This window comes from Pseudomonas sp. FSL L8-0168 (assembly GCF_037976155.1).
In the GTDB taxonomy this organism is placed as follows: domain Bacteria; phylum Pseudomonadota; class Gammaproteobacteria; order Pseudomonadales; family Pseudomonadaceae; genus Aquipseudomonas; species Aquipseudomonas paracarnis.
In genome coordinates this window covers 1,523,603-1,536,694 of record NZ_CP150262.1, presented here as the reverse complement: position 1 = coordinate 1,536,694, position 13,092 = coordinate 1,523,603, and the positions used below count along the sequence as shown (strand labels likewise).

The window sequence follows — 13,092 nt, the reverse complement described above, 5'->3', positions numbered from 1 at the left end:
CCTCCCCAGTGCTCTCGCGATGATTCCTCAGCCGCCCCGCAGAACAGGCTTTTTCGAGCACTACGAAGAGTTGATCGGCACCTGGACACGCCGCCTGAGAAACCGTCAGCAAGCCGAAGACCTGGCGCACGACACCTTCGTGCGTGTGCTTGAGTCCGCTGCCTGCGAGGTGGCGCAACCGCGCGCCTACCTGCATCAAACCGCGCGCAATATTGCGGTGGACGCCTACCGCCGCGAAGACCGTCGCGAGACGTTGACGCTGCAGGTGGCTGATCACAGTACGCCGCACAGTAGCGACCCGGAACATTACATGCACGCGATCCAATTGGCCGACGCCATCGAGCGGGCGCTGGCCGAATTGCCGCTCAACTGTCGCAGGATTTTTATCTGGCAGAAGATCGAAGGGCTCACCCAGCAGGAAATCGCCACACGCCTGGGGCTGTCTAAAAACATGGTGGAAAAGTATATGATCCGCACCTTGCGGCATCTGCGTGATCGTCTGGATGCGAGCGCGCCATGACCGGCTTTGAAACAGGATCTTCCACGATGGATAACCGTGTCCGTGATGAGGCCGCGCAGTGGTTTGTACGCCTGCAAGACGGCCCATTGAGCGCCCAGGAACGTCAACGTTTCGATGCCTGGCGCAGGTCGCAGCCCGCGCATCAGTACGAAATCGATGTGCTGCAAGGGCTATGGAGTGCGACGGATTTGCTGCCCAAGGCCCGCTTGCAGGCGCTGGGCGATGCGCCAACCGAGCGCCTTGGACGGCGTGCGCTGCTGCGTTATGCCGTGGCCGCCAGTGTGGTCGCCGTTGCAGTGGGCCTGGGTGCGTACAGCGGTCTGGGGCAGCCAAAGCCCTACAATGCCGAATTCAGCACTCGGTTAGGCGAGCATCGTCAGGTGACCTTGCCTGACGGTTCCGTGATGGACCTCAACAGCCGCAGCGTGGTCGCGGTTCGCTACGAAAAGAGCCGTCGGGGCGTAGAGCTCAAGCAGGGCGAGGCGATGTTCAGCGTGCAACATGACGCCGAACGCCCGTTTGTGGTCGCAGCCGGGGCAGGGCAGGTGACCGTCACCGGCACGCGCTTTGATGTACGTCGGGAGGCGGACCAGACCCGCGTGGCGGTCGAAGCCGGCACGGTCAAGGTGCAGGGCCGGGCATCCGATCACATCGTCACGCTCACCGCCGGGCGTGGCACCCATGTCGATCCCCAAGGCCAAGTGGCGGCGGCCTACGCGGTGAACCCTGAAGAACTGACCGCGTGGCGCAGCGGTAAACTAGTGTTCAACAACGCCACCCTGGTAGACGTGGCGCGGGAAGTGTCGCGCTACCGCGAGCAACCGCTGCGGGTCAGTACGGCAGCGGTGGGCAACCTGCGCTTGACCAGCGTCTTCAAATCCAGCGACACCGACGCTTTGCTCAAGGCCTTGCCCCACATCCTGCCGGTCGCCTTGCGCACTTTGCCGGACGGTAGCCAGGAAATTATTTCACGCTGACGTTCAGGTTTTTTTCGAGTTCTTCGTCTTCTCGTACAACTGCAACTGGTTTGCATTAACGGCTGCGCATGCTTGCGATCACAGGACTAGGTTCGACGTGAAAAAACTTGCTCTTCACAACAATAAAATTTCCCGCTGGGCGCCCTTGGCCCTGGCCGTTGCCATCAGTACCGCACAGGCTGCCGAGGGCATCCACATTCGTGCCCAATCCCTCGGCGCAGCCTTGAGCCAATTGGGCCAGCAGACCTCGCTGCAAGTGTTCTTCAGCCCCGATATGGTGGCTGGCAAGCAAGCTCCCGCGGTCGATGGCAACCTCTCGCCCGAACAAGCCCTGCGGCAATTACTGCAAGGCAGTGGCCTGGACTACCAGATTGACGCCGGCTCCGTGACCTTGCGTCCGGTGCGCAGCGGCACCGGTGAAGCGGGCTCACCGCTGGAACTGGGGGTCACCGATATCAAAGTGGTGGGCGACTGGCTTGCCGACGCCGATGCCGAAGTGGTGCAGAACCACCCCGGTGCGCGCACGGTTATTCGCCGCGAGGCCATGGTAGAGCAGGGCGCGATGAACGTCGGTGATGTGCTGCGCCGTGTGCCTGGCGTGCAAGTGCAGGAATCCAACGGCACCGGCGGCAGTGATATTTCCCTCAACGTCGGTGTGCGCGGGCTGACGTCACGCCTGTCGCCGCGCTCCACCGTGCTGATCGACGGCGTACCGGCTGCGTTCGCTCCCTACGGCCAGCCACAGCTGTCGATGGCGCCGATTTCTGCCGGTAACCTGGAAAGTATCGACGTTGTCCGTGGCGCGGGTTCGGTGCGTTATGGGCCACAGAACGTCGGCGGCGTGATCAACTTCGTAACCCGTGCAATCCCGCAGGACTTCTCCGGGGACGTCGGCACCACCCTGCAAACGTCTGCCCACGGGGGCTGGAAGCATGTGGAAAACGCCTTTATCGGCGGCACGGCCGACAACGGTATCGGTGCCGCGCTGCTGTACTCCGGGGTCAATGGCAACGGTTACCGCAACAGCAACAACGGCAACGACATCGATGACGTGATCTTCAAGACCCATTGGGCGCCGACCGATCAAGACGATTTCTCGCTGAACTTCCACTATTACGATGCCAGCGCCGATATGCCCGGCGGCCTGACCCAGAAGCAGTTCGATGCCAACCCGTACCAGTCGGTGCGTGACTGGGACAACTTCAGCGGGCGCCGCAAGGACATCTCCTTCAAGTACATCCGCCAGATCGACGACCGCACCCAGGCCGAAGTGCTGACTTACTATTCCGACAGTTTCCGTGGCAGCAACATTGCCAATCGCGACCTCAAGACCCTCAGTTCCTACCCGCGCACCTACTACACCTTCGGCATCGAGCCGCGTGTGTCCCATGTGTTTGACCTGGGGCCCAGTACCCAGGAAGTCAGCGTGGGCTATCGCTACCTCAAAGAAGGCATGCACGAGGAGGCCACCAGCCTGAACCTGGTCAACAACGTACCGACGCCGGGCGGGCAGAGCGACGGTCACGTGTATCAGGACCGCACGGGGGGCACTGAAGCCAACGCCTTCTATATCGATAACAAAATCGATATTGGCAAATGGACCATCACCCCGGGCATTCGCTTTGAAGATATCCGTACCGAATGGCATGACCGCCCAGTCGTGGCCCTGAACGGCAAGCGTACCGAGGAAAAACGCCGCGAGGTCCACAACAACGAACCGCTGCCGGCGCTGAGCGTGATGTACCACGTGTCTGACGCCTGGAAACTGTTCGCCAACTACGAAACCTCCTTCGGCAGCCTGCAGTATTTCCAACTGGGCCAGGGCGGTACCGGCGACCAGACGGCCAACGGCCTGAACCCGGAAAAGGCCAAGACCTACGAGGTCGGTACGCGCTACAACGACAGCGTCTGGGGCGGCGAAGTGACGCTGTTCTACATCGACTTCTCGGATGAACTCCAATACGTCAGCAATGACGTGGGCTGGACCAACCTCGGCGCCACCAAGCACAGCGGCATCGAAGCATCGGCCCATTACGACCTGTCCAACCTCGACCCGCGCCTCGACGGCCTGACCGCCAACGCGGGCTTCACCTACACCAAGGCCACCTCCGAAGGTGATGTGCCGTTCAAGGGCCGCGACCTGCCACTGTATTCCCGCCAAGTGGCGACCCTGGGCCTGCGTTACGACGTCAACCACTGGACCCACAACCTGGATGTCTATGCCCAGTCCGGCCAACGGGCGCCAGGCACCGGAACCACCTACATCACCCAAGGCACCGCGGATGGTCAATACGGTGATATCCCAGGGTATGTCTCGGTCAACGTGCGCAGCGGTTATGACTTCGGCGCGCAGTTGTCGAACCTGAAGCTGGGTGTGGGCGTGAAAAACGTCTTCGACCAGCAGCATTACACGCGCTCCAGCGATAACAATGCCGGCTTGTACCTGGGCGAGCCTCGCACCTTCTTTGTACAGGCAAGCGTCGGGTTCTGATCTGTCGTCTCTGGGGAAAATCGCAACCTCAGGGGGGCGATTTTTTTTGCCTGGGCAAAGCGCTCCGCGCACTCATTGCTGCAAGACCACACTCTGTTTCCTACATCACCACAGCACAGATTATGGCTGGATCAGGAACTGATTCCGACGCAAAACCACACATGGGAAAGCTGATGGGCTTCGACACTGCGTTGGAGCGACAAGCTGAAAATCGCCCACTGTATGGAGAAACTTATGTCGGTATCGATGTTGGATACACCCGTCTCTGCTTCATCAACGCCTGACCTTTCACAGGCCAGCGCCAAGGCCGAGGTCAAAAACACGCGCCAGGCTGCACCTTCCTTCAAGGGCCAGAATGCTGCCCATGTGAATTTTCAATCGGGGGACAACAAAGCCGGGCCGGTATTCGGTAACCCCCAGGCACCCACCTCCGCAGCTGACGTGCGTGGACATCACCACAGACCACCGGCGATGCAGAATTTCCTGGGCCAACTCCCGCACTGGATCAGTCATTGGTTCTTCGGACATCGGCCGTCTATGCATCCTGGCTGTGGGCATCCGCCGCCAAAGCCGAACCCAGGTTGCAGCAACCCGCCACCCAGGCCGAACCCCATTGGGAGTAATCCGCCACCGAGGCCGGACCCCACTGCAGGTCGGCCGTATCCGCCCGCCCCCGGCAGGCCTGATCCGCAGTACTCGCTGAAAAATAGAGAAGAGCTGGCGCAGCAGTTGCGCGATAACTTCAATGCCTTCAGAGACCCGAAGAACCCTGGTTCCATTAGCGTTGACAGCATTCTTGCAATGGCAAAAAGAGGGTGGTCGCCCAACCCCGTCATGAACGAGAACATTCGCCTGGCCAATGAACTGCTACGACGTCCGGAACTGATGGCCGCATTGGACCGGCACGGTTCCACGGGCGCTTTGGATGGCCTGATCGACCGGCACAGCCTGAACGCGGTAATCAAAGGAGAAAACTACTTCAAGTACAAGAGCGACAAGGAACTGGCCGGTGAGCTGCTTGAGCATTTCGACGAGTTGAAAAACGGGAGCGGGGGCTCAAGCCTTAAAATCCGCGACCTGAAAAAGTGGGCCTGCCAGCCACTTACCGGCGACGCAGCCAAGGACCATCTGATTCAGTTATCCCAGGAATTAATACGCAAGCGCAGTGATCTGCTGGAGAAAATGGATAACCGCGCCAGTAAAGATGACGACGGGAAAATCAGCCGTACAGGACTGTACTTGTTGTCCCGCTGACCGCTCTTCAGGCGCCGCCTCTCGGGGGCGGCGCCAGTCCAATATGTTTCAAGGAACGAATTACGCCCATTTGCCACAGAGGTGATACTTGCGGTTGTAATTCGACCCGCCGCTTTTCAGATTCTGAATGAGGGAAAACATATGACTTCAGCCTCGTTTAATTCTTCCCCAAACGGTCCCATCGACCTGTTGCGCAGTACCCAACGTACAAGTCCACCAGTATCCAAGGAGCGCGGCCCCTCGCGTAGCTTCCCTTTTGCGTCGACGGAATATGAGGCAGAAGCACGGCGTATGAAGGCTTATGCCGGCGAGCGTAGATTCCAGGCGCCCGTGTCGGACGACTTTTCCCGGGGCATGCTGGCAGACCCGCAGGTCAGGGGGGAGGGCGCCGATTCGTTGAACGACACGGGGTTGATCAATTGCCTGGCAGGCTGGTGGCGTAGGCGCAAGCTGGGTTAACCGCGGCTGACCACGGTTTTACATATTGTCATTGGTAGGTATCGTTGACTCGGAACTGCCGAGTTCCTCCAACCACACATGAGGTGCCTGCCTGGGTAGAGTCCATTCGTTGATTTTGCCCATCAAGGTAAAAATCACCCTGCGGATATGCATCTGAAAAGTGTTGGAGAAAACCCATGACAATCGAGGGTGTATTACCTTCCGGACGGCCTCTGCCCCCCGACAAGCCGGCCGTACACTCAACTACGTCATCAGCGGCCATCCACCCTGAGACCTGGCATCAGCCCCCTTCATCGACGTCGGGCGAGGAGTCGCGCAAGCCTTTTCTTTTACGCGGAACATTGTCCGCTCTACGCCATCGTGACTTGCAGAACTTTCCCATTGGGCGGGCCAGTGGTACCCCGCCGGGTGCTAGCTCAACGGACAACCAACTGGCGAAGGCCCTGGAAAAATCCTTCGGCCTGCTGCACTCCTTTCTGAATGATGGGCGCTTGACGTGGATGTCTTTGCAGCGGATCGCCGTTCATCCTATGGGTGAAAGCGAGGCGTTGGACGGCGTGATTCAGGTCGTCGGGGAAATGCTCAAGCGCCCGCGGTTAAGTGACGCGATCTTCAGTCGTGACGGCGATATCACCCGTGACAGCCTCCGCGCGGCGGCCCAAGCGTTGCAGGGGAACAGCTCGGCAACCGAGTTCAGTCAGGACCCGTTTCATGCGCAAGGCAATGCGCAGGTGGTGGAGGCGCTACAAAGCCAGTTTCCGCTGTTGAGAGACAAGGCCATGGACCGAACCTACCTGTTTGAACCGCATCAGTATGTTGAAATAGCCAGGCTGCGGGAGGTCATGCAGGACCCGCATGAGGTTGATCAGCAGGGCGCGCCGGTGCTGGATGCGTCCACGGGCATGCCCCAGTCCAAATACAGCGAACTCTGTGTCTACACCGCGAAGAACATTATTGAGCGTCCAGGTTTGCTGCCTTCGTTGGAGCGCGCCAATGGCACACGACTATTTGGCCCGCCTCACAAAGAGGGGTGGCTCAGCAACAAAAGCCTCGAACGGTGGCATGAGCAAGACGCCGCACGCAAGGCACGCTGAAAGGCAAGCTACACCTTGAGGACTTTGCCGCTGATGGCCACCGCCGCCAGCAATACGGCGATCAGGATGAAGGCAGTGCTCAAGCTGCTGCCGTGGGCGATAAAACCAATCACGGCGGGGCCTGCGAGAATGCCGGCGTAGCCCAATGTGGTGATGGCAGGCACTGCAATATGCTCCGGCATTACCGTTTGCTTACCCACGGCGGTGTACAGCACCGGCACGATATTCGAACACCCGGCCCCCACCAGCGCATACCCCAGCAGCGCAGTTTCCCACGCAGGCAATAGCGTCGCGAGGAGCAAGCCGGCACAGGCCAGCGTGCCGCCCATCACGATGACCCGCGTGGGGCCCAGGCGTCGAACAATCGCATCACCGGTCAGGCGTCCAGCGGTCATGGTCAAGGCAAATGCCGCGTAGCCCAGGCCGGCGTAAGCCTCATCCAGGCCGCGCTCGGCGCTGAGGAACACAGCGCTCCAATCCAGTACGGCGCCTTCAGCCAGGAACACGATGAAACACAGGCAACCGATAAACAACACCACACCATGGGGCACTGCAAATGCCGGCCCCGAACTTTCACTGCCATAAGGCAGTAAGTGCGGTGCAGCCTTCAACAGCGCGGCCAGTGTAATAACCACCACCACCAGGGTCGCCTGCAATGGCGACAGGCCCAGGCCCAGCAACCCCGCAACCCCCGCAGCGCCGACAATGCCCCCCAGGCTGAACAAACCATGGAAACCCGACATCATGGTTTTGCCACTGGCGCGCTCAACGATCACCGCTTGCAGGTTGACGGTGGAGTCCACGGTGCCCAGGCCTGCGCCAAACAGGAACAACCCGGCAATCAGCAACGGGATGGAACTGACGGTGGCCAGCATCGGCAGGGCCAGGCAGATCATCAGTGTCCCTGCGCTCAGCACGCGTCGGCAACCGTAACGCGAGGCCAGCGCGCCCGCTGCCGGCATTGCGATGATCGACCCCACCCCCAGGCATAACAGCAGCAGGCCAAGGGTGCCTTCATTCAGATTCGCACGCGCCTTGGCGTACGGCACCAGCGGCGCCCAGGCGGCGATACCAAAACCTGCGATAAAAAAAGCGATGCGGGTCGACATCTGCTCCAGTCGCCCGGGAACCACGGGGGCAGGAGTGGGAATGGCAGTCATGGAAAATCCTTGGTTTGGCGTTCAACGAACGATGTCCGGCGCGACATCCTTGCATATCAGGCCCTCTTGAGCGAATCGGGTTCCCTAGGTGTTACGGGGCGTGAGGCATTCTTTTTACAAACACGGAACGCTTTGGTGGCCGGTCACCACGTAGAAATGATCGAGCCTGTAGGAGGTGGGCTGGAAGGTGTGTAATCCCTGCGGGGAGTGGTTGAACCCCAGGTTTCTTGCGGCGGATTACCACCTTCCAGCTCACTTCCCACAGACCGGCTGTTGTGTAATACGCTGCTGTCCCGATAGTAGATAAGTGAACGGACGAACCGATGAAGAATTTCCGGTTGGTGTGGTTATGACCCGATTCTACGACGCGCGCGGCAATATCTATGGGGTGGTCAGCCCCGCCTATTTATGCCGCCAGGGTATTGCCGTGCCCGACACTGCCGGCTTGGCTGCGAGCACGCGTAAGGCGTGGGCCGCATCGGCGATTGCGTCGGAATGTGGTTGGGGTTCGTTGCCGCGTCCTGCTGGTGCCAAGGCGCATCGCTGCGATGGTTTGTTGGTCGGGCCATTTCAGGCCCAGCCACCGTTTGATCTGCTGATCATCAATACCGACGGCTCTCTCGCCGAACGCAGTGGTAATGGGCTGACTATCTTTGCCCAAGCGTTGACCGACCAGGGTTTGCTGGTCCATGGCAGCGAGTTGCGGGTGTATCACGACAAGCCGGATGCGGTATCGCCCGTAATCACCTGTGTCGAGCCGGCTGAGCATGAACAGGTGCCAGGCTTCTGGCTGGCCTTGGGCCGGCCCGAGTTTGGCCCCTTGGCGGTGGGGGCGGTTGGCGTGAGCCCGGTGGCTGTGGGGCGGCATGAACTCAGTCGTGTGGCAGCCTTGACGTCGCTCAATCCGCAATGGGGGAGCAGTCAATTTGTCCGGGTTGGCAACCCCCATTGTGTGACGCTGGTTGAGCAGGTTTCGGCATTGCCAGGCTGTGACACGATGCATCAGTCGGTACTTTTCAAGCAGTTGAAAGCCATCGCTTTTGCACCGCCGGCAGGGTGCGGCCAACCCTGTGTCGGTGGGGTCAACCTGCAATGGGTTGCTCGAGACACTGGCAATCGAATCATCGCACGCGTATTTGAGCGAGGAGAGGGGCCTACGGCGTCCTCGGGGACCAGCGCCAGTGCAGTGGCGTGCGCGGCATGGCGAGCAGGTTGGGTTGAGGGGGGCGACGTAGCGGTGGTCATGCCGGGTGGCACGGCGCCAGTGCGCTTGCAGATCGAATCAGGAGACGTGCTGAGTGTTAGTCTTTTCGGGACAGCGCAATTAAAAGTCTGAACATCGGAAATGACTGATGCCTTAAATAAGCGTCAGCCGTTTCCTTAAAACTCAGTTAAGAGAGTACAAGCCGCAGTCAGAGTTTACCTCTAATTACTAGATGATTTTTTGGCTGTATTTATATTCTGTAAAAGACACTTCCATCTTTGCTGTACGAAACTTCTTTATTATTTCTGAAGGGCCGAAAGTCGCCTGAAATCGCTAAGCTTTAGCGCATTCAGGTGCTTTTTCTCAATCCAAATGGCGTTGACGAGGGAAAGCTGTTCAAACGAAAAGTTGAAGACGGGTAACAAAGGATGGTTAACGCGTTTGTTTCGTCACGTTTCAAATTGGTCCTTGCAGGTATAAAGACAGATTTTCAGATAGTGGCATTCAAAGGCAGCGAAGCCCTCGACCAGCCCTACTTTATACAGGTGCAGTTAGTCAGCGAAGACCCCTTCCTTGACCTGGAGGCATTGCTTCATCAACCCGCCTATCTGCACTTGGGCGAAGCAGGTCAGGGCTTGCATGGGCAAATCTTTGCCATCGGTCGGGATGATCCCGGTATGCGGCTCGCCCTTTATCACCTGACACTGGCGCCACGTCTGGCATCCCTTGCCTATCGTTGCGACCAGCGGGTTTTCCAGCAGCGCAGTGTACCGCAGATCATTGTTGCGGTCCTCGAACAGCACGGCATCTTCGCCGACGCCTATGCCTTTGAGCTCGGGCCGGTGGTGTATCCACCACGCGCCTTTTGCGTGCAGTACAGGGAGTCCGACCTGCATTTCATCCAACGGCTGTGTGAAGAGGAGGGCATTCACTATCACTTTCGTCACAGCGCAGAGAATCATCTGCTGGTGTTTGGTGATGACCAGACGGTGTTTCGCCGGTTGCCGGTACAGCGTTATTGTTCCTCGGCTGATCCATCGCTTGGGGCCCCGGTCGTCCAACGTTTCGACCGGCGCCTGGTCACGCGCAGCCGGCGCACCGTACGTCGTGACTATGACTTTGAGCACCCTTCGTTTCGCCTGCATGACCAAGCCGGTGCCGGGCCGGCGGATCCTTTGGAAGACTATGGCTACCCTGCTGGCTTTACGGGCCATGCACGTGGTGCGAAGCTGGCGCGACGCAGCCTGGAGCGTCACCAGCGTGATCGCCATCGAGTGCTGGGCAAGAGCGATCAACCGGCGCTATGCAGTGGCCACTTCCTTGAACTGTGCGATCACCCGGACCCAGCCTGCAACGACTTATGGTTGCTGACCTCGGTGCGTCATGAGGGTTACCAGCCGCAGGTGCTGGAGGAGTCGATCGTTGATGCCAATGGGTTCCAAGGCTATCGCAACCGGTTCACCGCAACCCCCTGGCGCGCAGTGCATCGACCTGCCCTCAAGCACCCCAAACCGACGATCAGTGGCAGCCAGACCGCGACGGTAACCGGGCCTGCCGGCGAGGACGTGCACTGCGATGCCTATGGCCGTGTGAAGGTGCGCTTTCATTGGGATCGCGCGGACAAGGGCGACGAGACGAGCAGTTGTTGGCTGCGCGTGGCGTCCGGTTGGGCGGGTGATGGGTTTGGCGCCATGGTCATTCCACGGGTGGGCATGGAAGTGCTGGTGAGCTTTTTGGAGGGCGACCCGGACCAACCCCTTGTCACCGGTTGCCTGCCCAATGCATCGCACTTGCCGGCGTACGCTTTGCCGCAGCACAAGACACGCAGCGTACTGCGTAGCCGCAGCTCGCCGGGCGGCGGAGGCGCCAACGAGTTGCACTTGGAAGACCGGCGCGGCGAAGAACTCATCTACCTGCGTGCCCAGCGTGACCTGGAGCAACGGGTGGGGCATGACAGTCGCCTGGAGGTGGAGGGCGATAGCGTGACTCGCGTTGGCAAGAGCTTGTTGATCGAAGCCGGGCAGCAGGTTCATCTCAAGGCCGGCGCCAGCCTGGTGATAGAGGCCGGCGCACAACTGAGCTTGAAGGCAGGCGGGGAACACCTGGTGATGCAAGCCGGCAGTATTTCCAGCAGCCGGTCCATCACTCTGGGCGGTTCGCCGTCTGCAAGCCGTTCGGTGAACCCATCAGGGGTTGCCGGCACGCAAATCTCTGCTGTGCAAAACGTCATCATGGACTTGGCCAAGCAACTGGGCGCCGACTTTTGCCCTCTGTGCGAAGGCTGCCGCGAAGGCCTGTGCGATATCCCAGGGAGGGCGGCCTGATGGACAGCTTGCTCCATTGTTGGATGGCCCAACAACAGCAGAGCGGACACCCATTGTGCCTGATGCTTGATGGTAACCACGAGGCTCGCCAACGCCTGATGGCAAACCGTGCTCCGTCGCACTATTGCAACCTCTACAGCGAGACCGCTGCGGCGGAGTTGGCGAATACAGGCCCGCTCATACTGTTACTGGAACAACTGAATGAGCCTGCCTTGGCCGACCTGTTGCTACACCCCGAGTCGAACTGGGGCTGGCTCGCCAGCCTGTCGGCCAGCGACCTGGTGGGTGTGGCGCGCCATTGGCGCGAGAGACTGCGGGTGGCGCCAGAAGGCCGTCAGGTGCTTTATCGCATTCACGACAATCGCACCCTGGCCCGTGCCTTGGCCCATCTGGGCAAAGAGCATTGGCCCGCCTACCTCGGACCACTGATCAGCGTGTGCTATTGGCATGAAGGCCGTTGGCATCACCACGAAAATCCTGCGCCGGGCGACTACCCTGCGCCTGATCCAGCGCCGTGGCTCGACACACCCAACCCTCACGCCGAAGCCATCCTGCACGCCAATATCCTGCGCTACCTGCTGGCTGAGCACAGTGAAGACCTGGCGGCATTGGTCGAATTCCAAGACCCCAGGATTTGGCTGGCCCAGGTACTGGAGCAGGCACGCAGCTGGCAATGGCGGGAGCCGGCGCAGCTCGAGTTCCTGGTGGTACGCCGGTTGGCAGAGGCGGCCGGCAGCAGTGTTATTCATTGGTTACCGAGGATTGGCGAGGCGCCAGGGGAGCATTTTGAACGAGTGATGGAGCAGTGGCACAGCGAGGTAGGGAAAGGTGAATAGGTGGATAGGGTGGGTGCTGGTGGTTATTACGGGTGCGTGGCTTTCGGGGTGTACGGGGAGGACGGTGGAGCGTTTTACATTGGAGGTGGATTTGCCGGCGCAATTTGAACTTAAAACGGCTGCCAACTACCGGCCCGCAACGGGTGAGACCTGCACCTTGCCTCGGCGGCGAGGCAAAAGACCTGAGCGAAAAGTCTTTTTTACAGACTACAAGCCTGTAGCGAGCAGCGTGAGTTATGAGTTGCCATTGACTGAAACGGTAGAGGGTTGTCCATTGGTACTACGCAGTGTGGAGTTTGACTTCTATGCGAAGTGGGGGACGCGGAGTACGGATGTGGGCGGGAATTTCGGGAGTATTTCCATTCGCGACCGTTTGGAGGCCGACCTACCTGGGATGCCCGAGTCGGGTGTGCAGGAAATACGTGGGCAATGTAAATGGCACTTTCGGACGGTCGGGCCTTTGCACGCGATTAGAAAACTTCTGATCTGTAATTCATTGGATTCGATGGGCAATTTGCAAGAGTCGCGGGTAGGGGGCGTGGCGCAACGTCCGCAATTGCCGGGGAAAAAGCTGAGGTTGGTGCTATCTGTCAGTGAGGATGAGTTACCTGCCTTTGATGATAATTGGATAAATGTTCCAGGTGGATGGAAGCGATGCAGGGGTAAAAACTTTGCCGATCGGGACGCTTATTGCAACGGCAATACCACCGACTTTAAACCGATAAAAATGCCGGATGGCCGCATTTGTAATATTTATCCATCGTGTGAGTAAT

General features: G+C 59.4%; 11 protein-coding genes. 10 read left to right on the top strand and 1 reads right to left on the bottom strand.

The genetic code is table 11. The features are described 5' to 3' along the window. Nucleotides 1-19: 19 nt before the first annotated feature. The 6 genes from MHH62_RS06425 to MHH62_RS06400 all read left to right on the top strand — a co-directional run bounded on the left by MHH62_RS06425 (nucleotide 20) and on the right by MHH62_RS06400 (nucleotide 6,795). Nucleotides 20-520 carry a sigma-70 family RNA polymerase sigma factor gene (locus MHH62_RS06425; protein ID WP_032903771.1) on the top strand — a complete coding sequence of 167 codons (501 nt, stop codon included), beginning with the start codon at nucleotides 20-22 and terminating at the stop codon, nucleotides 518-520. A 26-nt stretch (nucleotides 521-546) separates the two neighbouring features. Then, nucleotides 547-1,497 (top strand): FecR family protein, encoded by a 951-nt coding sequence (locus MHH62_RS06420; protein WP_019818704.1) that lies wholly within the window; start codon nucleotides 547-549, stop codon nucleotides 1,495-1,497. Nucleotides 1,498-1,594: 97 nt separating this feature from the next. Next, nucleotides 1,595-3,988 (top strand): TonB-dependent receptor, encoded by a 2,394-nt coding sequence (locus MHH62_RS06415; protein ID WP_020301885.1) that lies wholly within the window; start codon nucleotides 1,595-1,597, stop codon nucleotides 3,986-3,988. A 234-nt stretch (nucleotides 3,989-4,222) separates the two neighbouring features. Next, nucleotides 4,223-5,242 carry a type III secretion effector protein gene (locus tag MHH62_RS06410; RefSeq protein ID WP_177480931.1) on the top strand — a complete coding sequence of 340 codons (1,020 nt, stop codon included), beginning with the start codon at nucleotides 4,223-4,225 and terminating at the stop codon, nucleotides 5,240-5,242. 291 nt (nucleotides 5,243-5,533) lie between these two features. Continuing rightward, on the top strand, nucleotides 5,534-5,701 hold the full coding sequence (locus MHH62_RS06405) for a hypothetical protein (RefSeq protein ID WP_020301887.1): 168 nt from the start codon (nucleotides 5,534-5,536) through the stop codon (nucleotides 5,699-5,701). Between the two features lie 176 nt (nucleotides 5,702-5,877). After that, a complete protein-coding gene (locus MHH62_RS06400; RefSeq protein WP_339232698.1) occupies nucleotides 5,878-6,795 on the top strand; it encodes a type III secretion protein in 918 nt (305 codons plus the stop codon). An 8-nt stretch (nucleotides 6,796-6,803) separates the two neighbouring features. Here the strand turns inward: MHH62_RS06400 and MHH62_RS06395 are convergent, their stop codons facing one another. Then, nucleotides 6,804-7,955 (bottom strand): MFS transporter, encoded by a 1,152-nt coding sequence (locus MHH62_RS06395; RefSeq protein WP_014717858.1) that lies wholly within the window; start codon nucleotides 7,953-7,955, stop codon nucleotides 6,804-6,806. Between the two features lie 349 nt (nucleotides 7,956-8,304). Here MHH62_RS06395 and MHH62_RS06390 point away from each other — a divergent pair, with 349 nt between their 5' ends. From MHH62_RS06390 to MHH62_RS06375, 4 genes are all read left to right on the top strand, one after another. Further along, complete coding sequence (locus MHH62_RS06390) at nucleotides 8,305-9,291, top strand: DeoR family transcriptional regulator (protein ID WP_032903777.1); 987 nt, start codon at nucleotides 8,305-8,307, stop codon at nucleotides 9,289-9,291. A gap of 296 nt (nucleotides 9,292-9,587) precedes the next feature. After that, nucleotides 9,588-11,483, top strand: a complete 1,896-nt coding sequence (locus tag MHH62_RS06385; protein ID WP_339232694.1) for a type VI secretion system tip protein VgrG — start codon at nucleotides 9,588-9,590, stop codon at nucleotides 11,481-11,483. Next, the gene (locus tag MHH62_RS06380) at nucleotides 11,483-12,319 is read left to right on the top strand and encodes a DUF4123 domain-containing protein (RefSeq protein WP_020301891.1); all 837 of its coding nucleotides are present in this window, start codon (nucleotides 11,483-11,485) and stop codon (nucleotides 12,317-12,319) included. The genes MHH62_RS06385 and MHH62_RS06380 overlap by 1 nt, the downstream gene beginning before the upstream one ends. A 13-nt stretch (nucleotides 12,320-12,332) precedes the next feature. Beyond that, complete coding sequence (locus MHH62_RS06375) at nucleotides 12,333-13,091, top strand: hypothetical protein (protein WP_103451772.1); 759 nt, start codon at nucleotides 12,333-12,335, stop codon at nucleotides 13,089-13,091. Nucleotide 13,092: the final 1 nt, after the last annotated feature.

What these genes read in the sequence shown, in the direction of transcription:
- MHH62_RS06425 (WP_032903771.1), top strand. Translation starts at nt 20, where the DNA reads ATGATTCCTCAGCCGCCCCGCAGAACAGGCTTTTTCGAGCACTACGAA.
- MHH62_RS06420 (WP_019818704.1), top strand. Translation starts at nt 547, where the DNA reads ATGGATAACCGTGTCCGTGATGAGGCCGCGCAGTGGTTTGTACGCCTG.
- MHH62_RS06410 (WP_177480931.1), top strand. Translation starts at nt 4,223, where the DNA reads ATGTCGGTATCGATGTTGGATACACCCGTCTCTGCTTCATCAACGCCT.
- MHH62_RS06405 (WP_020301887.1), top strand. Translation starts at nt 5,534, where the DNA reads ATGAAGGCTTATGCCGGCGAGCGTAGATTCCAGGCGCCCGTGTCGGAC.
- MHH62_RS06400 (WP_339232698.1), top strand. Translation starts at nt 5,878, where the DNA reads ATGACAATCGAGGGTGTATTACCTTCCGGACGGCCTCTGCCCCCCGAC.
- MHH62_RS06395 (WP_014717858.1), bottom strand. Translation starts at nt 7,955, where the DNA reads ATGACTGCCATTCCCACTCCTGCCCCCGTGGTTCCCGGGCGACTGGAG.
- MHH62_RS06390 (WP_032903777.1), top strand. Translation starts at nt 8,305, where the DNA reads ATGACCCGATTCTACGACGCGCGCGGCAATATCTATGGGGTGGTCAGC.
- MHH62_RS06385 (WP_339232694.1), top strand. Translation starts at nt 9,588, where the DNA reads ATGGTTAACGCGTTTGTTTCGTCACGTTTCAAATTGGTCCTTGCAGGT.
- MHH62_RS06380 (WP_020301891.1), top strand. Translation starts at nt 11,483, where the DNA reads ATGGACAGCTTGCTCCATTGTTGGATGGCCCAACAACAGCAGAGCGGA.